The sequence below is a fragment of the Brachybacterium alimentarium genome (assembly GCF_002332425.1).
GTDB classification, from domain to species: Bacteria; Actinomycetota; Actinomycetes; order Actinomycetales; family Dermabacteraceae; genus Brachybacterium; species Brachybacterium alimentarium.
The window spans coordinates 30,654-49,604 of the sequence record NZ_NRGS01000001.1; the positions used below are offsets into that span (position 1 = coordinate 30,654).

The following is an 18,951-nucleotide window of genomic DNA, read 5'->3' on the forward strand; positions in this document are numbered from 1 at the left end:
AGGACCATCGTGACCGATACCAACACTCCCCCGGTCGGGGCAGACGCCGAGGATCTGCTCAATCCCCTGCGCGACCCCCGCGACCGCCGCCTCCCCCTGATCGCCGGGCCCAGCTCCATGGTGATGTTCGGCGTCACCGGCGACCTCGCCCGCAAGAAGCTGCTGCCGGCGATCTATGACCTCACCCATCGTGGCCTGCTGCCGCCCAGCTTCGGACTGGTCGGCTTCGGCCGTCGTGAATGGTCCGACGACGACTTCGCCGAGTACGTGCGCAAGAGCGTCTCCGAGCATTCCCGCACCGGTTTCTCCGAGAGCGTCTTCGAGCAGCTCCGGGGCGGCCTGCGCTTCGTCACCGGCACGTTCGACGACTCCGCCGCCTTCGAGCGGCTCACCGAGGTGGTCGGTGAGCTCGACCGCACCCGTGGCACCGGTGGCAATCACGCCTTCTACCTCTCGATCCCCCCGGACGCCTTCCCCAAGGTGTGCGGCCAGCTCGCCGAGTCGGGACTGAACACCCCGCGCGACGGCTCCTGGCGCCGGGTGGTCATCGAGAAGCCCTTCGGCCACGACCTGGAGTCCGCTCGCGAGCTCAACGCTGTCGTCGAAAAGGTCTTCCGGCCCGAGGACGTCTTCCGCATCGACCACTACCTGGGCAAGGAGACGGTGCAGAACATCCTCGCGCTGCGCTTCGCCAACCAGCTCTACGAGCCGGTGTGGAACGCGGGATACGTGGACCACGTGCAGATCACGATGGCCGAGGACATCGGCATCGGCTCGCGTGCCGGCTACTACGACGGCATCGGCACCGCGCGTGACGTCATCCAGAACCACCTCCTCCAGCTGCTCGCCCTGACCGCGATGGAGGAGCCCGTCTCCTTCCGCGCCTCGGACCTGCGCGCGGAAAAGGAGAAGGTGCTCTCCGCCATCGAGCTGCCCGAGGACCTCGGTGAGCACACCGCGCGCGGTCAGTACGTCGGCGGCTGGCAGGGCGGCGAGGAAGTACGTCCCTATCTCGAGGAGGACGGGATCCCCGCCGACTCGACCACGGAGACCTTCGCCGCCATGCGGCTGGACATCGCCACCCGTCGCTGGGCGGGCGTGCCGTTCTACCTCCGTGCCGGCAAGCGCCTGGGGCGCCGCGTCACCGAGATCGCCCTGGTCTTCAAGCGGGCGCCGTTCCTGCCGTTCCGCTCCACGGACACCGCAGACCTCGGCCAGAACGCGATCGTCATCCGTGTCCAGCCGGACGAGGGCGTGACCATCCGGTTCGGCTCCAAGGTGCCCGGGACCCAGATGGAGGTGAGGGACGTGACCATGGACTTCGCCTACGGCATGAACTTCACCGAGGAGTCCCCCGAGGCCTACGAGCGTCTGATCCTGGACATGCTCCTGGGGGACCCGCCGCTGTTCCCCCGCCAGAAGGAGGTCGAGCTCTCCTGGAAGATCCTCGACCCCATCACCGACTACTGGGCCGAGCAGATGGACCCGGCTCCGTACCGCCCCGGCAGCTGGGGCCCCGACACCGCGCACGAGATGCTCGCCCGTGACGGACGTACCTGGAGGCGACCGTGATCACCACCCTGACCGACACCACCGCATCGGCCATCGACAAGAAGATGATCGAGATGCGGGAGACCTTCGGCGCCAACACCATCGGCCGGGTCCTCACGCTCATCATCATCGCCACCGGCGACATCGAGGAGCCCCTCGAGGCCGCCATCAGCGCGAGCCATGAGCACCCCGCCCGGGTGCTCGTGGTCGACGCGGATCCCGAGGCCGAGGTCTCCGGGCTGGACGCCGAGATCCGTGTGGGCCGCGATGCCGGCGCCGGCGAGATCGTCATCCTCCGGGCCCGAGGGGACATCATGTCCTCACTGGACACGCTCGTCATGGCGCTCCTGCTGCCCGACGCCCCGATCGTGACCTGGTGGCCCGAGGGCGCTCCCTCGGCCCCCGTGCACGACGTGCTGGGCTCGATGTCGCAGCGCCGGATCACGGACTCCGCGGCCTGCCCGGCGCCGATCGCCACGCTGAAGCGTCTGCGCCGCGGCTACTCCCACGGCGACTCCGACCTCGCCTGGGCCCGGCTGACGCGCTGGCGCGGGCTGGTCGCGAGCGCCTACGAGGTGCCGCCGGTCTCCGTGCCGAAGCAGGTCCAGGTCGCCGGCTCCGCCGAGAACCCCTCCGTGGTGCTCATGGCGGCCTGGCTCTCCCACACCCTGGGCGTCGACGCGAAGATCGTGGATCCCTCCGACGACGCACCCGACTACGCGGGCGTGCACGGGGTGCGGCTCCTCCGGGCCGACGGCACCATCGACCTCACCCGCGTGAGCGACGAAGCGATCGTGCTGACCCTCCCCACGGACGACTCCGGCCAGCATGTGACGATGCCCCGACGCACGCTCAACGAGCTGCTCGCCGAGGAGCTGCGGCGACTCGATCCCGATGAGGTCTACGGCGAGGTCCTCGCCAGCACCTTCAGCGACATCGTCGACTCCGGCACCTTCGCGACCGGCAAGCCCGCCCCCACCGACACGGTGGTCGCGGACGCCGACGCGGTGGCGGTCGCTGCGGCCGAGTCCGCCGCCTCCCAGCTCGCCACGGCCCTGAAGGAGCGCTCGGTCGCGCATCTCGTGGTCACCGGCGGCACCGTCGGCACGAAGACCGCCGGGGCCCTCCCGGCGGCACTCCGGTCCACGGGGGCCGACCTCACCCACCTGCACATCTGGTGGGGCGACGAGCGGTTCGTGGATCCGGAATCCGCCGACCGCAACGAGGTCGCCGTGCGCGCCGGTCTGCTCGAGCCTCTGCAGGAGGCCGGGCTGCCGAGCCGCAACATCCACATCATGCCCTCCCCCGCCGACGGCATGTCCCTCGAGGACGCGGCCGCCTGGTACGGGCAGCAGCTGGATCTGCTGGGCGGCGATGAGCCGTTCCGCACCCGCGGTGGCGCCTTCTTCGACGTGCTCATGCTCGGCGTCGGCCCGGACGGCCACGTCGCCTCGCTGTTCCCGGAGCATCCGGATCAGCGTCAGGTCGGTGCGAGCGCGATCGCGGTCAAGGGATCCCCGAAGCCGCCGTCGGAGCGGGTCTCCCTGACCTGGCCCGTGCTCAACTCCTCCCGCCACGTGGCCCTGCTGGTCGCAGGTGGCGAGAAGGCCGACGCGGTGGCCGACGGGCACGGGGAGATCGATCCGTGGCCGGTGCCCGCCTCCGCAGTGCGCGGGCTGGAGACGACCACCTGGTTCCTGGACACCGCTGCGGCGTCCCGCCTGAAGGGCTGAGAGCAGCAGCACCGGATCCGCCACGAACGGCCGGACCCCGCGGAGGATCCTCCGCGGGGCCCGGCCGTGCCGTGCCGCAGCGCCGTACCCGCCCTGCACAGCACAGCGGGCCGGTCACCCTCATGGTGACCGGCCCGCTGCGTGACGAATCAGAGGCGAGGACTCAGAGGAAACGCTCGAGCATCGCGAGACCCGCGCAGCTCACGCCCCACAGCACCGCGACCGTGACGGTCAGTCGGTTCAGGTTGCGCTCGGCGACACCGGAGGCGCTGGCCGAGGAGGAGACACCGCCGCCGAACATGTCGGAGAGGCCACCGCCGCGCCCCTTGTGCAGGAGCACGAGCATGATGGTCAGCAGGCTGAACACGGCCAGCGAGATCTGAAGGATGAGCTTCAGGAGGGGCAGATCCACGAGGGGAGACACCTTCCACGGAGACGAGCGGACCGATCCAGCATACGCCACGGGCCGGGCCCCGAAGGGACCCGGCCCGCGTGGCACGGCTCTCGCTCAGCGAGGCCCGCGCCCGGTCGTCGATCCGGCCCACAGGGCCGGATCCGACGCGATCAGCCCTGGTAGCCCGCGATCTTGGCGAACTCCTCGGCCTTGAGCGAGGCACCGCCGACGAGCGCACCGTCGACGTCCTCCTTGCCCATCAGCTCGACCACGTTGGAGGACTTCACGCTGCCGCCGTACAGCACGCGCACGGCATCGGCGACGACGTCGCCGTGGAGCGCACGCAGCGCCTCACGGATCGCGCGGCAGACCTCCTGCGCATCGTCGGCGCTGGCGACCTCGCCGGTGCCGATCGCCCAGACGGGCTCGTACGCGATGACGATCTTCGCGGCCTGCTCGGCGCTGACGCCCTCGATGCCGCCCTCGAGCTGCGCGAGGGTGTACTCGACGTGCTTGCCGGCCTGTCGCTCCTCGAGCGGCTCGCCGACGCACAGGATCGGGGTCAGGCCCGCGGCGAAGGCTGCCTTCACCTTGGCATTCGTGACCTGCTCATCCTCCCCGTGGAGCTGGCGACGCTCGGAGTGGCCCACCGTCGCGTAGGTGGCGCCGAGCGCGGCCAGCATCGGGCCGGAGACCTCACCGGTGTAGGCACCGGACTCGTGCGCGGAGATGTCCTGCGCGCCGTAGGAGATCGGGAGCTTGCCGGCCTCGACGGCCACCTGGACGGTGCGCAGGTCGACGAAGGGGGGCAGCACGGCCACCTCGACGGCGTCCGTGTTCACGGTCTTGAGCTGGTCGCCCAGCTCCTCGACCAGGGCCAGGCCCTGCTTCCAGTCGAGGTTCATCTTCCAGTTGCCCGCCATCAGCGGGGTACGGGTGCTCACTTGGTGCCCTCCTCGAGGATCGAGATGCCCGGCAGGTCCTTGCCCTCGATGAGTTCGAGGCTCGCTCCGCCGCCGGTGGAGATGTGCGAGTATCCGGATTCGTCGAATCCGAGGATGCGGACCGCAGCGGCGGAGTCGCCACCGCCGACCACGGTGTAGGCGTCGGCCTCCGAGAGGACCTGCGCGACGGCCTTGGTGCCACCGGCGAAGCTCTCGAACTCGAAGACGCCCATGGGGCCGTTCCAGAACACGGTGGCCGCATCGGCGATCTTCTCGCCGAACAGCTTCGCGGTCTCCGGGCCGATGTCCATGCCCTCCTGATCGGCCGGGATGTCGCCGGCCTTGACCACGGTCGTGGGAGCGTCGGCCGAGAACTCCGGCGCGACGATCGTGTCGACCGGCAGCACGAGCTCGACGCCGTTGGCCTCGGCGCGCTGCATGTACTCGCGCACCACGTCGATCTTGCTCTCGTCCAGCAGCGACTTGCCGACCTCGAAGCCCTTGGCCTTCTGGAAGGTGTAGGCCATGCCGCCGCCGATGAGGATGCGGTCGGCCTTGCCCAGGAGCGCGTCGATGACGCCGAGCTTGTCGGCGATCTTCGCACCGCCCAGGACCACGACGAAGGGGCGCTCGGGCTCCTCGGTGACCTTGCGCAGGGCCTCGACCTCACCGAGCACCAGCTCTCCGGCCGCCGAGGGCAGCAGGGAGGCGAGCTCGTAGACGGAGGCCTGTTTGCGGTGCACGACCCCGAAGCCGTCGGAGACGAAGGCGTCGCCGAGCGAGGCGAGGGCCTGGGCGAACACATGCCGCTCGCCATCCTGCTTCGCGGTCTCCCCGGGGTTGAAGCGGAGGTTCTCGAGCACGGCGACCTCGCCGTCCTGGAGACCGGAGACGGTCTCGCGCGCGGAATCCCCGATGGTGTCGGTCGCGAAGGCGACGTCCTGGCCCAGCAGCTCGCCGAGGCGACCCACGACGGGCTTGAGGGAGTACTTGTCCTCCGGAGCGCCCTGCGGACGGCCGAGATGGGAGATGACCACGACCCGGGCGCCGGCCTCGACGAGACGGGTCAGAGTGGGCAGAGCGGCGCGGATGCGGCCGTCGTCGGTGATCGTGGTGCCGTCCAGCGGCACGTTGAGATCGGCCCGGACGAGCACGCGCTTGCCGCGCAGCTCCCCGAGCGAATCGATGGTCTTCAGCACGATGATGGTTCCTTCGTTTCGTGGTCCCGACGCATGGGATGCGCGCGGGGACCGTGGGACGAGCGGAGCCCGCCGGAGGCCGACCCCTCGGGGTGGCGACCGGCGGGCTCCGGGGATGTCCTGGCCGTCAGGGCGACAGCTCGGGAATCAGAGGGAGATCAGAGGGACTTGCCGACGAGCTGCGAGAGCTCGACGAGGCGGTTGGAGAAGCCCCACTCGTTGTCGTACCAGGAGAAGATCTTCACCTGGTTGCCGATGACCTTGGTCAGCTGCGCGTCGAAGATCGCGGAGTGCGGGTCGCCCTCGATGTCCTTGGAGACGATCGGATCCTCGGTGTAGCGCAGGACGCCCTTGAGCGGGCCCTCTGCGGCCTTCTTCACCGCGGCGTTGACCTCGTCGGCGGTGACCTCGCGGCTCGCCTCGAAGGTCAGGTCGGTGATCGAGCCGGTGGGGACCGGCACGCGCAGCGAGTAGCCGTCGAGCTTGCCCTTGAGCTCGGGGAGCACCAGCGCCACGGCCTTGGCCGCACCGGTGGTGGTCGGGATGATGTTCAGGGCGGCGGCGCGTGCGCGGCGCGGGTCCTTGTGCGGGCCATCCTGCAGCACCTGGTCGGAGGTGTAGGCGTGGATGGTCGTCATGAGGCCCTTGACGATCCCGAACTCGTCGTTCAGCACCTTGGCCACGGGTGCGAGGCTGTTGGTGGTGCACGAGGCGTTCGAGACGATGTGGTGCGACGAGGGGTCGTAGTCGCCCTCGTTCACGCCGATGACGAAGGTCGCGTCCTCGTTCTTCGCCGGAGCGGAGATGATGACCTTCTTGGCGCCGGCCTCGAGGTGGGCCTTGGCCTTCTCGGCGTCGGTGAAGATGCCGGTGGACTCGATGACGACGTCCGCGCCGATCTCGCCCCACGGGATGTTCTTCGGGTCGCGCTCGGCGTACGCCTTGAAGGTGAGGTCGCCGACGGTGATGGAGTCCTCGTCGTGGGTGACCTCGTAGGGCAGCACACCGCCGATGGAGTCGTACTTGATGAGATTCGCGAGCGTCGCGTTATCCGTGAGGTCGTTGACCCCGACGATCTGGATGTCAGCCTTCTGCTCGAGCGCCGCGCGCAGGTAGTTGCGCCCGATACGACCGAATCCGTTGATTCCGACCTTAATGGTCACGGTTCCTCCTAGATTCACAGGGGATCTGCGAAATATGGACAGTGGCGCGCACGCCCTCGTACGCTCGGACGGCGCCGGCTGTGACCGACGACCGAAGTAGATCCTATCAATGTCACAGAGTGCTTCCGCAGGACGTTCATCCCACGGGATCGGGAGACGGCGGGAGCTGCCCGTCGTCGACGCCGTGCTCGGTGCCCGGAAGTCCCAGGTCCTCCGCACGTTTATCAGCCATCGCGAGCAGTCTGCGGATCCGCCCGGCGACGGCATCCTTCGTGAGCTGAGGATCGGCGAGACGGCCCAGCTCCTCGAGGCTCGCCTGGCGGTGCTCGAGGCGCAGCTGCCCGGCGGCCTGCAGATGCTCGGGCACGTCGTCGCCGAGGATCTCGAGGGCTAGCTGCACCCGCTGCCCGGCCGCGACCGCCGCCCGCGCGGAGCGGCGCAGGTTGGCGTCGTCGAAGTTCGCCAGACGGTGCGCGGTCGCCTTGACCTCGCGCTTGGTGCGGCGCTCCTCCCAGGTCCTCACCGTCTGCTGAGCTCCCATGCGGGCCAGCAGCGCGGAGATCGCGTCACCGTCGCGGAGCACCACGCGGTCCGCGCCGCGCGCCTCCCGGGCCTTCGAGGCCACGCCGAGGCGGCGTGCGGCGCCGACCATCGCCAGCGCCACCTCCGGGCCGGGGCACGAGAGCTCGAGGGCCGAGGAGCGGCCCGGTTCGGTGAGCGAGCCGCGCGCCAGGAACGCCCCGCGCCACGCGGCCTCGGCGTCCACCGTCGCGCCGCCCACGACGAACGGCGGCATGCCGCGCACGGGACGACCGCGGGCATCGAGCAGCCCGGTCTGGCGCGCGAGCATCCCGCCCTCGCGGTCCACGCGCACGATGTACCGGGTGGTGCGCCGGATCCCCGAGGGGGCGAGCACCGCGAGATCGGCGCGGTGGCCGTACATGTCGCCGATGATCGCGTGCAGCCGTCGGGCGACGGCGGCGGAATCCAGCTCCGCCTCCACCACGACGCGCCCGGCGACCAGATGCAGCCCCCCGGCGAAGCGCAGCATGGCTGCCGCCTCCGCCTTGCGTGCCGAGGGCCGGGTCACCTCGAGGTGGCTCAGCTCCTCCTTGGCATCACCCGTCAGTGCCATGCAGGTCCTCCTCGTTCGATGCGGCGTCGGCGATCGACGCGCGGTCCGTCAGCGGGGGCGCCGGGCTTCCCCATCCGTCCTGTTCCGGTTCGACGTCGCCATAGGCGTCGTCGAAGAGATCCCGGTACGCGGCGGCCAGTCGCACCGGATCGTGGTGCGGCCTGCCATCGCCGACGCTCACCTGGCGCAGCAGGGCGCGGATGCCCCGCGCCTTCGCCGTCTGGGCGAGCTCCAGGGCGTCGTCCAGCGTGGTCGGGTCGGCGACCAGGGCGTCGAAGCGACACCCATCCGCATGCTCGAGCAGCACGTCGAGCATGTCCAGGCTGGTCATCCCCTCCGCCTCCTGCGCACCCACCGAGAGGTTCGTGGTGATGCAGCGCCGGGCGGGGCTGGTGCGGATCGCCTCGGCGATCTCGGGGATCATCAGATGCGGCAGCACGGAGGTGTACCAGGACCCGGGGCCCACGAAGATCCAGTCGGCCCGGGCGATCGCCTCCAGGACGTCCTCGGGGACCCGCGGCCGCGGGGGGACCAGGCGCACCTGCTCGACCCGTCCTTCGGCAGTGGCGACCTGCCATTGGCCGCTGACCAGGCGCAGCTCCCCGTCGGCCCCGCGCACGTCCGCCTCGATGTCCAGCGGGTCCAGGGCCATCGGCAGCACGCGTCCGCGGGCGCCGAGCAGCTCAGCCATCTGGTCGAGGCCCTCGATGGGGTCGTCGAGGATCTGCCACAGGGAGACGATCAGCAGGTTGCCCAGGGCGTGCCCGCCCAGCTCGCCGTCGGTCTCGAAGCGGTGCTGGATCACGTCCTCCCAGATCGTGCCCCAGTCGGAGTCCTCGCACAGCGCTGCCAGCGCCATGCGCAGGTCGCCCGGCGGCAGGACCGGCATCTCGGTGCGGATCCGACCGGAGGAGCCGCCGTTGTCGGCGACGGTGACCACGGCGGTGATGTCGTCCGCCAGCAGGCGCAGCGCACGCAGGTTCGCCGCGAGGCCGTGGCCGCCTCCGAGCGCGACCACCCGGAGGGGCCTCTGCGGGTCGCCGCGTCGACCGCGCCGGGCGTTGCCCGAGCGGTCCGCGCCGCGTATCCGATGACCCCCCGCGCGGGGCGCGATGCTGTTCATTCCCGCCCCAGATCCCGGTGGCGGATGCGGACGGCGTGCCCGGCCCGTCGCAGCTCCTCACCGATCTTCTCCGAGATGGCGACGGAGCGGTGCTTGCCGCCGGTGCAACCGATCGCGAGAGTCGTGAAGTGCTTGTTCTCGGCGGTGTAGCCGCGCAGCACGGGGGTGATCATCTCGAGGTACTTCTCGACGAACTCGGTGGCGTTGGCATCGCCGAGCACGTGGTCGGCGACCTCCGGGTCCAGCCCGCGCTTGTCCCTCAGCTCGGGGATCCAGTACGGGTTCGGGATGAAGCGCACGTCGCTGACGTGATCGGCCTCCAGCGGGATGCCGTACTTGAAGCCAAAGGACAGCATCGTGACGGTGAGCTGCTGCTCCAGGCTGGTCCCGAAGGTGGAGCGCATCTTCATCGTCAGCTGGTGGACGTTCAGCGGAGCGGTGTCGATGACGAGATCCGCCATGCGGCGGTACGGCGCGAGCATCTCGCGTTCGCGGCGGATCCCCTCGAGCACTCCCTCCTCCCCCTGCAGCGGGTGGGGACGGCGCACGGAGTCGAAGCGGCGCACGAGGGTCGCCTCGTCCGCCGTGAGGAACAGCAGTCGCAGCCGGAGGTCGGCGCGGCGCAGCTGGGCGACCACGTCGGAGAGCTCGGAGAAGAACGGGCCGGAGCGCGGGTCGACCACCACGGCGAAGCGGTTCTGACGGCCCTCCGCCGATGCCTGCAGGTCGTACAGGGTGGTGATGAGCTGGGGCGCGATGTTGTAGACGACGTACCAGCCCATGTCCTCGAGGGCATGGGCCGCGGTCTCACGGCCGGCTCCTGCGAGGCCGGTGATGATGACGATGTCACCTGTCGTATCGGAGTCGGGCACCCTCGAGGACTCGTCGTGCACGGATCGCTCCTTCCAAGAACGGCGGATGTCGGGGACGTCGGGTGCGAAGCACTCCGCTGACGGCGGCCGGCTGACGGGTGTCAGGTGTCAGGTGTCGAGGATCTCGCCGGTGGCCATGTCCACCGTGACGCCGAGCGAGTCGTCGTCCGTGGCGGACGCGGACGCGGCGTCCGTCTCCGGGGCTTCCTCGGATCGTAGCGCGGCCAGGATCTGCGCGGCCAACGCGGGGCCGATCCCGTCGACCTGCTGGAGCTCCTCCTCGGAGGCGCTGCGGATCGCGGAGACGGTCACGAAGCGATCCAGGAGGGAGCGGCGCCGGGCGGGCCCGAGCCCGGTAATGCCGTCCAGGGCGCTGGCCTGCATCGCCCGGCCGCGCTTGGAGCGGTGGTAGGTGATCGCGAAGCGGTGCGCCTCGTCGCGCAGGCGCTGCACGAGGAAGAGCGCCTCGCTGGTGCGCGGCAGGATCACGGGGTACTCGTCCCCCGGCACCCAGATCTCCTCGAGGCGTTTGGCGATCCCGGCCAGGGCGATGTCGGTGATCCCGAGCTCGTCGAAGGCCCGCTGGGCGGCGGCCACCTGAGGGGCGCCGCCGTCGACGAGGATCAGCGAGGGCGGGTACGCGAAGCGGCGCGATTCCTCCTCGGTCTTCTCCGGCGGATCCAGGTGGTGCTTCAGACGGCGGGTGATGACGTCGTACATCGAGGCGGTGTCGTCACGGGCCGCGTCGCCGCTGACCGAGTAGCGCCGGTACTCGCTCTTCTTCGGCAGCCCGTCCTCGAACACGACCTGCGAGCCCACCACGTTGGTCCCGTGGGAATGGGAGATGTCGAAGCATTCGATGCGCAGCGGCGGCTCGGCGAGCTCGAGCGCCTCCCCGAGATCCTCGAGCGCCTTGGTGCGCGCGGTGATGTCGCCGGTGCGCTTGAGCCGGTGCAGGCGCAGCGCCTCGAGCGCATTCTCGGTGACCGTGGCCAGCAGGTCCTTCTTCTCACCGCGCTGCGGGATCCGCAGGTCCACGGGACGGCCGATGAGTTCGAGCACCTGATCGCGGTGCGTGGGCAGCACCGGGACCAGCACCTCCTTGGGGGCGGCGCCCTCGGTGTACAGCGTGGTCAGCGCCCGTTCGATGAGGTCCGCAGCCGTCGAGGTGTCGAGGATCTCGGCGGTCCAGCCGCGCTGCCCGCGGATCCGCCCGCCGCGCACGTGGAAGACCTGCACGGAGGCCTCGAGCTCGTCCTGGGCGAAGCCCACGAGATCCGCGTCGGTGGCGTCGGAGAGCACCACGGAGTTTTTCTCCATCACCGTGGTCAGGGCCTGGAGGTCATCGCGCAGTCCGGCGGCGCGCTCGTAATCCATCGCCGCGGCGGCCTCGCGCATCTCCTTCTCGATGCGGCGGGTGTAGGTCGCGGTGTTCCCGGCCATGAAGTCCGCGAACTGCTCCGCGAGCCGGCGATGCTCGGCCTCGGAGATGTCGCCCACGCAGGGGGCGGCGCACTTGCCGATGAATCCGAGCAGGCAGGGCCGGCCCGAGCGCTCGGCGCGGCGGTAGACGCCTGCGCTGCACGAGCGCACGGGGAACACCCGCAGCATCAGGTCGAGCGTCTCCCGGATCGCGCCCACCTGCGGATAGGGCCCGAAGACGCGATCGGACTTGGTGCGCGGCCGACGGGTGATCTGCACCCGCGGCACCTTCTCCCCCATTGTGAGGACGAGATACGGGTACGACTTGTCGTCGCGGAACTTCACGTTGAACCGCGGGTCGAACTCCTTGATCCAGGTGTACTCCAGCGTCAGGGCCTCGACCTCGGTGCCCACCACCGTCCACTCCACGCTCGCAGCCGTGGTCACCATGCGCCGCGTGCGCTCGTGCAGGACGGCGAGGTCCTGGAAGTAGTTCGACAGGCGCTGCCTGAGGTTCTTCGCCTTGCCGACGTAGATGACGCGACCGTGCTCGTCACGGAACCGGTACACGCCCGGACGGGTGGGGATCGAGCCGGTGGCGGGGCGGTAGGTGGACGGATCAGCCATGGCGGTACGGTCTCATGCCCGCTCGGCGCGGCCTGCTCGTCCGCTGCCGAGCATCGGGGCGAGGAACTGCCCGGTGTAGGAGCCCTTCACCGTCGCGACGTCCTCGGGGGTGCCGGTGGCGACGATGCGGCCGCCGCCGGCGCCGCCCTCGGGGCCGAGGTCGATGACGTGGTCGGCCGTCTTGATGACGTCGAGGTTGTGCTCGATGACGATCACGGTGTTGCCCTTGTCGACGAGCCCGCCGAGCACCTCGAGCAGCTTGCGGACGTCCTCGAAGTGTAGGCCCGTGGTGGGTTCGTCGAGCACGTAGATCGTGCGACCGTTGGAGCGCTTGTGCAGCTCGGAGGAGAGCTTGACGCGCTGGGCCTCGCCGCCGGAGAGCGTGGTGGCGGACTGGCCGAGCTTCACGTAGCCCAGGCCCACGTCCACCAGGGTCTGCATCTGCCGACGGATCGCCGGGACCGCGTCGAAGAAGTCGAGCGCCTCGGTGATCGACAGGTTCAGCACCTCGGCGACGTTCTTGTCCTTGAAGGTCACCTCGAGGGTCTCGCGGTTGTACCGCTGACCCTTGCAGACCTCGCATTGGACGTAGACGTCGGGCAGGAAGTTCATCTCGATCTTCAGCGTGCCGTCGCCGGAGCAGGCCTCGCAGCGGCCGCCCTTGACGTTGAAGGAGAAGCGCCCGGCGGTGTAGCCGCGCACCTTCGCCTCGGTGGTCTGCGCGAACAGGGTGCGCACCCGGTCCCACACGCCGGTGTAGGTGGCGGGGTTGGACCGCGGAGTGCGGCCGATGGGCGACTGGTCGACGTGCACGACCTTGTCGAGGTGCTCGAGGCCGCTGACGCGCTTGTGCCGTCCCGGCACGATGCGGGCCCGATTGAGCTCCTTGGCGAGGACCGCATAGAGGATGTCGTTGACCAGGGACGACTTCCCCGATCCGGAGACACCGGTCACCGCGGTGAGCACGCCGAGCGGGAAGCTGGCGTCCTGGCCCTGGAGGTTGTTCGCGCGCGGCGAGACGACCTTGATCATGCGGTCATGGTCCACCGGGCGCCGGGCCGTCGGGAGCGGGATCGCGAGGTCGCCGGAGAGGTAGCGCCCGGTGAGGCTGTCGGCGTTCTTCTTGAGCTCCTCGACGCTGCCGGAGTGGACGACCTTCCCGCCGTGCTCGCCCGCCAGCGGACCGATGTCCACCACCCAGTCGGCGGAGTTGAGAGTGTCCTCGTCGTGCTCGACCACGATCAGGGTGTTGCCGAGGTCGCGCAGCCGTTCGAGCGTGCCGATGAGGCGGGCGTTGTCACGCTGGTGCAGCCCGATCGAGGGTTCGTCGAGCACATACAGCACGCCCACCAGGCCGGAGCCGATCTGCGTGGCCAGGCGGATGCGCTGCGCCTCGCCGCCCGAGAGGGTGCCGGCGGCGCGAGCGAGGTTCAGGTAGTCCAGGCCCACGTCGAGCAGGAAGCCGAGCCGGGACCGGATCTCCCGCAGCACCTCGTCGGCGATCGCGGCTTCGCGCACGCCGAGCTCGAGCTCCTCGTGGAAGGTGAGCGCGTCGCGGATCGACATCTCCGTGACCTCGGAGATCGAACGGCCGCCGACCGTCACGGCGAGCACCTCGGGGCGCAGCCGGGCGCCCCGGCAAGCGGGGCAGGGCACCTCGCGCATGAACTGCTCGTAGCGCTCCTTGGCCCAGTCCGACTCGGTGTCGGAGTGGCGGCGCTCGAGGAAGTGCATCACGCCCTCGAAGCCCGTGGAGTACGTGCGCTCCCGGCCGAAGCGGTTGCGGTACTTCACGTGGACCTTGTGGTCCTTGCCGTGCAGCAGCGCATCGCGGGCGCGCTCGGGCAGCGCCCTCCATGGGACGTCCATCGAGAAGGTGAGCTCCTCGGCGAGCGCGGACATGACCTCGACATGTCGGTCGGTGGAGCCCATCGTCCAGGGGGCGATGGCGCCCTCGGCGAGGCTGAGGTCCTCGTCGGGGATCACCAGCTCCGGGTCGACCTCGAGACGCATGCCGATGCCGGTGCACTCGGGGCACGCACCGTAGGGGGCGTTGAAGGAGAAGGTGCGCGGCTCGATGTCGTCGATCGCCAGCGGATGGTCGTTGGGGCAGGCGCGCTTCTCGGAGAAGCGGCGCGTGCGCTCCTCGGAGTCCTCGTCGACGTCGACGTAGTCCACCAGCACCAGGCCCTCGGAGAGACGCAGTGCGGTCTCGACGGAGTCGGTCAGTCGCCGTCGCGCGTCGGGCTTGGCGGCGAGGCGGTCCACCACGACCTCGATCGTGTGCTTGAACTTCTTGTCGAGGGAGATCTCCTCGTCCAGGCGGCGTGTCGTCCCGTCGATCCGGGCGCGCGCATAGCCCTGGGAGCGCAGCGAGGACAGCAGATCGGCATGCTCGCCCTTGCGTCCCTGCACCACGGGCGCGAGCAGCTGGAAGCGGGTGCCCTCGTGCTGCTCGATCAGCGTGTCCACGATCTGCTCGGCCGAGGAGGAGCTGACCGGCTCGCCGCAGATCGGGCAGTGCTGCACGCCGGTGCGCGAGAACAGCAGACGCAGGTAGTCGTAGATCTCCGTGATCGTGCCGACCGTCGAGCGCGGGTTGCGGTTGGTCGACTTCTGGTCGATGGACACGGCCGGGGAGAGTCCCTCGATGAGATCGACGGACGGCTTGTCCATCTGGCCCAGGAACTGCCGGGCGTAGGCCGAGAGCGATTCGACATAGCGACGCTGGCCCTCGGCGAAGATCGTGTCGAAGGCCAACGAGCTCTTGCCGGAACCGGACAGACCGGAGAAGACCACCAGGCGGTTCCGGGGGATGTCGATGTCGATGTTCTTGAGGTTGTGCTCGCGCGCACCGCGGACGACGAGAGAATCAGTCACCGGACCATCCTACGAGCGGGACACGACATTCGAACCTCTGTTCGTCGGAGACGTAGGCGACATACTGGGGGCATGACTGAGAACGCCTACACCGGACATGTCGAACCCCATGGTGAGAGCGCCGTGCGCTCGATCGGCGGGCTGCAGATCCGCAAGACCTCCGTCGGGCCGATGGACAACAACGCCTACCTGCTGACCTGTCGGTCGAGCGGGGCCCAGCTGCTGATCGACGCCGCCGCGGAGCCGGACCGGCTGCGGCGGCTGCTCGCCGAGGGCGCCGAGCACGACTGGCTCGACCTCATCGTCACCACCCATAGCCACCACGACCACATCGGCGCGCTCGAGGAGATGGCCGCTGCCACCGGTGCCCGCACGGCGGCCGGAGCGGAGGACGCGAAGGAGATCGCCGCGAAGATCGACCTGCCGCTCTCCCACGGCGACGAGCTGCGGTTCGGGGAGCAGTCGGTGCAGATCATCGCGCTGCGCGGCCACACCCCCGGCTCGATCGCCGTGCTGTGGGAGGGCTCGGACGACGACGGCGAGCGCTCCAGCCACCTCTTCACCGGGGATTCGCTGTTCCCCGGAGGGGTGGGGAACACGAACGAGGATCCGCAGCGCTTCGCGCAGCTGATGGACGACGTCGAGCAGCGGCTGTTCGACGTGCTGCCGGATTCGACCTGGGTGTATCCGGGCCACGGGGACGACACCACGCTGGGTGCGGAGCGGCCCTCGCTCGCCCAGTGGCGAGAGCGGGGCTGGTGACCTCCGACGAGAGGCCCGCCTGGTGCGTCGTCGGCCGAGGCACGGGCGGGCGCTGCGCGCTCGTCGAGCTCGATGCGCTGGGTGCACGGCTCCGCGAGGTCGAGATCGAGCCGGAGCGGCTGGCCGACGAGGTGGCGCGCCGGGAGTCCGCGGTCTCCCCGCGCTGGGTCTGGAGCGACACCCCGACCTGGTACGCCCGTCTCGTCGACGCCGGGGTGACGGTCTCCCGCGGTCATGACCTGCGCCTGATCCACGTGATCCTGCGTCATTCCGAGATGGTCCGTGAGGCCCGGGCGCTCCGCGAGGCCGTGGACTGGGATGCGCCCATCGACCTGCAGCTCGAGGACCGCAGCGCCGGGGAGACCCTCTTCGAGCTGGACGCCTCCTCGGCTCGTCCCGGCGGTGTCCCCCACGGCATCGAGGAAGCGCTCACGGAGTTCGCCCGTCAGCGCGCCGCGATCGACGGCGCCACGGATCCCTCGCGCCTGCGGCTGCTGGTCGCCGCGGAGTCCGCCGGGGGCCTGATCGCGGCCGAGCTGCACGCCGCCGGGATCCCCTGGGACGTCGCCGAGCACGACCGGATCCTCGCCGAGTCCCTCGGGCCCCGGCCCTCCCCCGGGCATCCGCCGGCGCGGATGGTGGAATCCGCCGCCCAGGTGCGGGAGGCCCTGGGCGATCCTCAGCTGAGCCTGGACTCCCCGCCGCGGCTCCTGCGCGCCCTGCACCGCGCCGAGATCGATGTGGAGTCCACCTCGAAATGGGAGCTGACGCGCTACGACCACCCGGCGATCGAGCCGCTGCTGCGCTACAAGAAGCAGTCCCGCCTGCTCGCCGCGAACGGCTGGGCATGGCTGGACGAGTGGGTGCACGAGGGTCGCTACCGACCCGTGTACGTGCCTGGCGGCGTCGTCACCGGGCGCTGGGCCAGCAGCGGTGGCGGCGCGCTGCAGATCCCCCGGCAGCTGCGACCGGCGCTCCGGGCCGACGAGGGCTGGCGCCTGGTGAGCGCGGACGTCGCCCAGCTCGAACCACGGGTGCTCGCCGCGATGTCCGCCGACACCGCGATGGCGACCGCCGGCGCCGGGAAGGACCTCTATTCGGGGATCGTCGACGCCGGGATCGTCGCCTCCCGCCAGGAGGCCAAGGTGGGCGTGCTGGGCGCGCTGTACGGCGGCACCACCGGGGACAGCGGCCGGGTGGTCCCGCGGCTGCGGAGGACCTTCCCCGACGCCATGGCCCTGGTGGACGGCGCCGCCGCCACCGGTGAGCGCGGAGGGACGGTCTCGACCTGGCTGGGTCGTTCCTCCCCCGCTCCCGAGGCGGCCTGGACGCAGGCCCAGACCAGTGCGTACCGCCCCGAAGCGTCCTCCGGCGAGCAGGAGCGGGCGCGACGCTCCGCGCGCGATCGTGGCCGCTTCACCCGCAACTTCGTCGTCCAGGGCACGGCTGCGGAATGGGCGCTGTCCTGGCTCGCGGCGCTGAGACTCGCGCTGGGGCGCTTCGAACCGGTGGCCCCCGAGGCCGCGGCACCCGCCTCGGGCCCCGTGTTCGCGCGCCGTGCGCACCTCGCGTTCTTCCTCCACGACGAGGTGATCGTGCATGCGCCGGCTGATCAGGCCGAGGCCGCCGCCGAGGCCATCCGTGCGACGGCCGACGCTGCGGGACGGCTGCTGTTCCCCGGCAGTCCGGTCGACTTCCCACTGGACCTCACGATCACCGAGCGCTCCCCGGCGTCATAGGCGCGGGCTTGTCCCTGGCACGGGGTCTTCTCAGCCGCCGGCTCGGCTCCGCCCCGTCTCGATCTCGCCGGCCTCGTTCTGATCCAGCGCGGCCAGCCCGACGCTGACGAGACCCGTCGCCGCGCCCATGACCAGTCGCGGCACGGGGACGCCCCGGGACCGCAGAGCTCCCTCCACCCGGCGATCCACCCAGATCCCGGCAGCGCCCGCTGCCGCGGTGAGGCCTCCGAGCCCGAGGGCGAGGCCGATGCGGAAGCGCTCGGAGGCGGGTCCTCCCGGCTCGAGGAGGGCCTCACCGGCCTCGTCCACCACGGGAGCGGCACCCTCGGCGGCTCCGGGCTCCGCCGCACGCCGCGCAGAGGGTTCCTCGGGTCCGGCGTCCGCCGGCTCGCTCGTCTCCGGGGCGACGGGCTCCCCGCCGCCTCCGGGACCTTGGCCGACATAGACGACGAGCCCTGCCAGGGCCGCGGGGACCGCGACGTAGCAGACCTGCACCGGCCGCGGCAGCCGATGGAGCGGGATGCTTCCGAGCGCCGCCGCAGCTGCGCCTCCCACGACGTGGGCAAGGATCGTCGGGCGTCGTGCTGCAGGCATCGGTGGATCGCTCCTGGTGGTCGGTGGCGTGGGCCGCAGCCTGGGGGCACGGCCATCGATTCGGGTCTCGACGGTACCGAACACGGGCCGGCCTTCGGCCCCGACGAACGGCTGGATCTCCTGCGACGCTCGCAGGGCACGCAGCGGGCGGCGCCGCAGGGGGCCCGCACGGTGCGCGCTGTGCCGGGATCACCCGGCAGCAGGCGTGCGCCGGCCTCCGCACGCTGAGGACGGTGCGGTCGTCCGCTCGGATGTGACGGAGGATAGGGGCATGCGCCTGTGGACCCTGCACCCCCGTCACCTCGATCGCCCGGGCCTGACCGGCTGCTGGCGGGAGTCGCTGCTCGCCCAGGCCGTCCTCGCCGGCAGGACCACGGGCTACCGCTCCCACCCTCAGCTCGAGCGGTTCCGCGCCCAGGAGGACCCGATCGCCGCCGTCGGCGCCTACCTCGAGGCACTTGCCGAGGAAGCCGCCGAGAGGGGCTACCGCTTCGACCGTTCCCGTATCGACCGCCCACGCACGGCGGCGGACCAAGGGGCCGCCGGGCATGGGCCCGACGGGCACGGGGACGACGGCGCGCCTGTATCCGTCGGCCGGATCCCGGTGACCGAGGGGCAGATCGCGGTGGAGTGGGAGCATCTGCTGCTCAAGCTGTCCCGACGGGACCCTGAGCGCTGGGAGCGGGAGTCCGCCCGCACCGGGCCCGAGCTGCACCCGCTGTTCGAGGCGGTCCCCGGAGACGTCGAGCCCTGGGAACGCGCCGCGCGGTGAGGGAGCCCGCCCGGAGCGATGGCTCTGAGCGCCGTCTCTGA

General features: G+C 70.7%; 15 protein-coding genes. 5 read left to right on the plus strand and 10 right to left on the minus strand.

All coding sequences use genetic code 11. The annotated features are described in order from the left end of the window. Positions 1–9 precede the first annotated feature (9 nt). Positions 10–1,572: a glucose-6-phosphate dehydrogenase gene (zwf, locus tag CIK71_RS00135; RefSeq protein ID WP_176485483.1), complete on the plus strand. Its 1,563-nt coding sequence runs from the start codon at positions 10–12 to the stop codon at positions 1,570–1,572. Then, positions 1,569–3,284 carry a 6-phosphogluconolactonase gene (pgl, locus tag CIK71_RS00140; RefSeq protein WP_096163165.1) on the plus strand — a complete coding sequence of 572 codons (1,716 nt, stop codon included), beginning with the start codon at positions 1,569–1,571 and terminating at the stop codon, positions 3,282–3,284. Before zwf ends, pgl begins: the two co-directional genes overlap by 4 nt. 163 nt (positions 3,285–3,447) lie before the next feature. On the opposite strand, the gene secG is transcribed toward pgl, so the two are convergent. From secG to uvrA, 9 genes are all read right to left on the minus strand, one after another. Continuing rightward, positions 3,448–3,690, minus strand: a complete 243-nt coding sequence (gene secG / locus CIK71_RS00145; protein ID WP_096196604.1) for a preprotein translocase subunit SecG — start codon at positions 3,688–3,690, stop codon at positions 3,448–3,450. Between the two features lie 158 nt (positions 3,691–3,848). Beyond that, on the minus strand, positions 3,849–4,622 hold the full coding sequence (gene tpiA, locus CIK71_RS00150; RefSeq protein ID WP_096163167.1) for a triose-phosphate isomerase: 774 nt from the start codon (positions 4,620–4,622) through the stop codon (positions 3,849–3,851). After that, entirely contained in the window at positions 4,619–5,821 is a 1,203-nt protein-coding gene (locus CIK71_RS00155) for a phosphoglycerate kinase (RefSeq protein WP_096163168.1), read from the minus strand. Before CIK71_RS00155 ends, tpiA begins: the two co-directional genes overlap by 4 nt. A 158-nt stretch (positions 5,822–5,979) precedes the next feature. After that, on the minus strand, positions 5,980–6,984 hold the full coding sequence (gene gap, locus CIK71_RS00160; RefSeq protein ID WP_096163169.1) for a type I glyceraldehyde-3-phosphate dehydrogenase: 1,005 nt from the start codon (positions 6,982–6,984) through the stop codon (positions 5,980–5,982). 136 nt (positions 6,985–7,120) lie between these two features. Beyond that, the gene (whiA, locus tag CIK71_RS00165; RefSeq protein ID WP_096163170.1) at positions 7,121–8,119 is read right to left on the minus strand and encodes a DNA-binding protein WhiA; all 999 of its coding nucleotides are present in this window, start codon (positions 8,117–8,119) and stop codon (positions 7,121–7,123) included. Continuing rightward, positions 8,103–9,242, minus strand: a complete 1,140-nt coding sequence (locus tag CIK71_RS00170; protein ID WP_096163171.1) for a gluconeogenesis factor YvcK family protein — start codon at positions 9,240–9,242, stop codon at positions 8,103–8,105. Before CIK71_RS00170 ends, whiA begins: the two co-directional genes overlap by 17 nt. Beyond that, positions 9,239–10,135 carry an RNase adapter RapZ gene (rapZ, locus tag CIK71_RS00175; protein WP_096163172.1) on the minus strand — a complete coding sequence of 299 codons (897 nt, stop codon included), beginning with the start codon at positions 10,133–10,135 and terminating at the stop codon, positions 9,239–9,241. Before rapZ ends, CIK71_RS00170 begins: the two co-directional genes overlap by 4 nt. An 87-nt stretch (positions 10,136–10,222) precedes the next feature. Beyond that, on the minus strand, positions 10,223–12,163 hold the full coding sequence (gene uvrC / locus CIK71_RS00180) for an excinuclease ABC subunit UvrC (RefSeq protein ID WP_096163173.1): 1,941 nt from the start codon (positions 12,161–12,163) through the stop codon (positions 10,223–10,225). Between the two features lie 12 nt (positions 12,164–12,175). Beyond that, the gene (gene uvrA / locus CIK71_RS00185) at positions 12,176–15,043 is read right to left on the minus strand and encodes an excinuclease ABC subunit UvrA (RefSeq protein WP_096163174.1); all 2,868 of its coding nucleotides are present in this window, start codon (positions 15,041–15,043) and stop codon (positions 12,176–12,178) included. Between the two features lie 72 nt (positions 15,044–15,115). Between uvrA and CIK71_RS00190 the strand changes: the two genes are divergently transcribed. Together CIK71_RS00190 and CIK71_RS00195 are read left to right on the plus strand one after the other, a co-directional pair. Continuing rightward, the gene (locus CIK71_RS00190; protein WP_096163175.1) at positions 15,116–15,805 is read left to right on the plus strand and encodes an MBL fold metallo-hydrolase; all 690 of its coding nucleotides are present in this window, start codon (positions 15,116–15,118) and stop codon (positions 15,803–15,805) included. After that, positions 15,802–17,544, plus strand: a complete 1,743-nt coding sequence (locus CIK71_RS00195) for a bifunctional 3'-5' exonuclease/DNA polymerase (RefSeq protein WP_096163219.1) — start codon at positions 15,802–15,804, stop codon at positions 17,542–17,544. Before CIK71_RS00190 ends, CIK71_RS00195 begins: the two co-directional genes overlap by 4 nt. A 30-nt stretch (positions 17,545–17,574) precedes the next feature. On the opposite strand, the gene CIK71_RS00200 is transcribed toward CIK71_RS00195, so the two are convergent. Further along, positions 17,575–18,138, minus strand: a complete 564-nt coding sequence (locus CIK71_RS00200; protein WP_096163176.1) for a hypothetical protein — start codon at positions 18,136–18,138, stop codon at positions 17,575–17,577. A 271-nt stretch (positions 18,139–18,409) separates the two neighbouring features. On the opposite strand from CIK71_RS00200, the gene CIK71_RS00205 reads away from it, so the two are divergent. Continuing rightward, positions 18,410–18,910 carry a pyrimidine dimer DNA glycosylase/endonuclease V gene (locus tag CIK71_RS00205; protein ID WP_096163177.1) on the plus strand — a complete coding sequence of 167 codons (501 nt, stop codon included), beginning with the start codon at positions 18,410–18,412 and terminating at the stop codon, positions 18,908–18,910. Positions 18,911–18,951: the final 41 nt, after the last annotated feature.

Excerpts from the sequence above, each read along its gene's own strand:
- whiA (WP_096163170.1), bottom strand. The coding sequence starts at position 8,119 with ATGGCACTGACGGGTGATGCCAAGGAGGAGCTGAGCCACCTCGAGGTG.
- CIK71_RS00170 (WP_096163171.1), bottom strand. The coding sequence starts at position 9,242 with ATGAACAGCATCGCGCCCCGCGCGGGGGGTCATCGGATACGCGGCGCG.
- uvrC (WP_096163173.1), bottom strand. The coding sequence starts at position 12,163 with ATGGCTGATCCGTCCACCTACCGCCCCGCCACCGGCTCGATCCCCACC.
- CIK71_RS00190 (WP_096163175.1), top strand. The coding sequence starts at position 15,116 with ATGACTGAGAACGCCTACACCGGACATGTCGAACCCCATGGTGAGAGC.
- CIK71_RS00200 (WP_096163176.1), bottom strand. The coding sequence starts at position 18,138 with ATGCCTGCAGCACGACGCCCGACGATCCTTGCCCACGTCGTGGGAGGC.
- CIK71_RS00205 (WP_096163177.1), top strand. The coding sequence starts at position 18,410 with ATGCGCCTGTGGACCCTGCACCCCCGTCACCTCGATCGCCCGGGCCTG.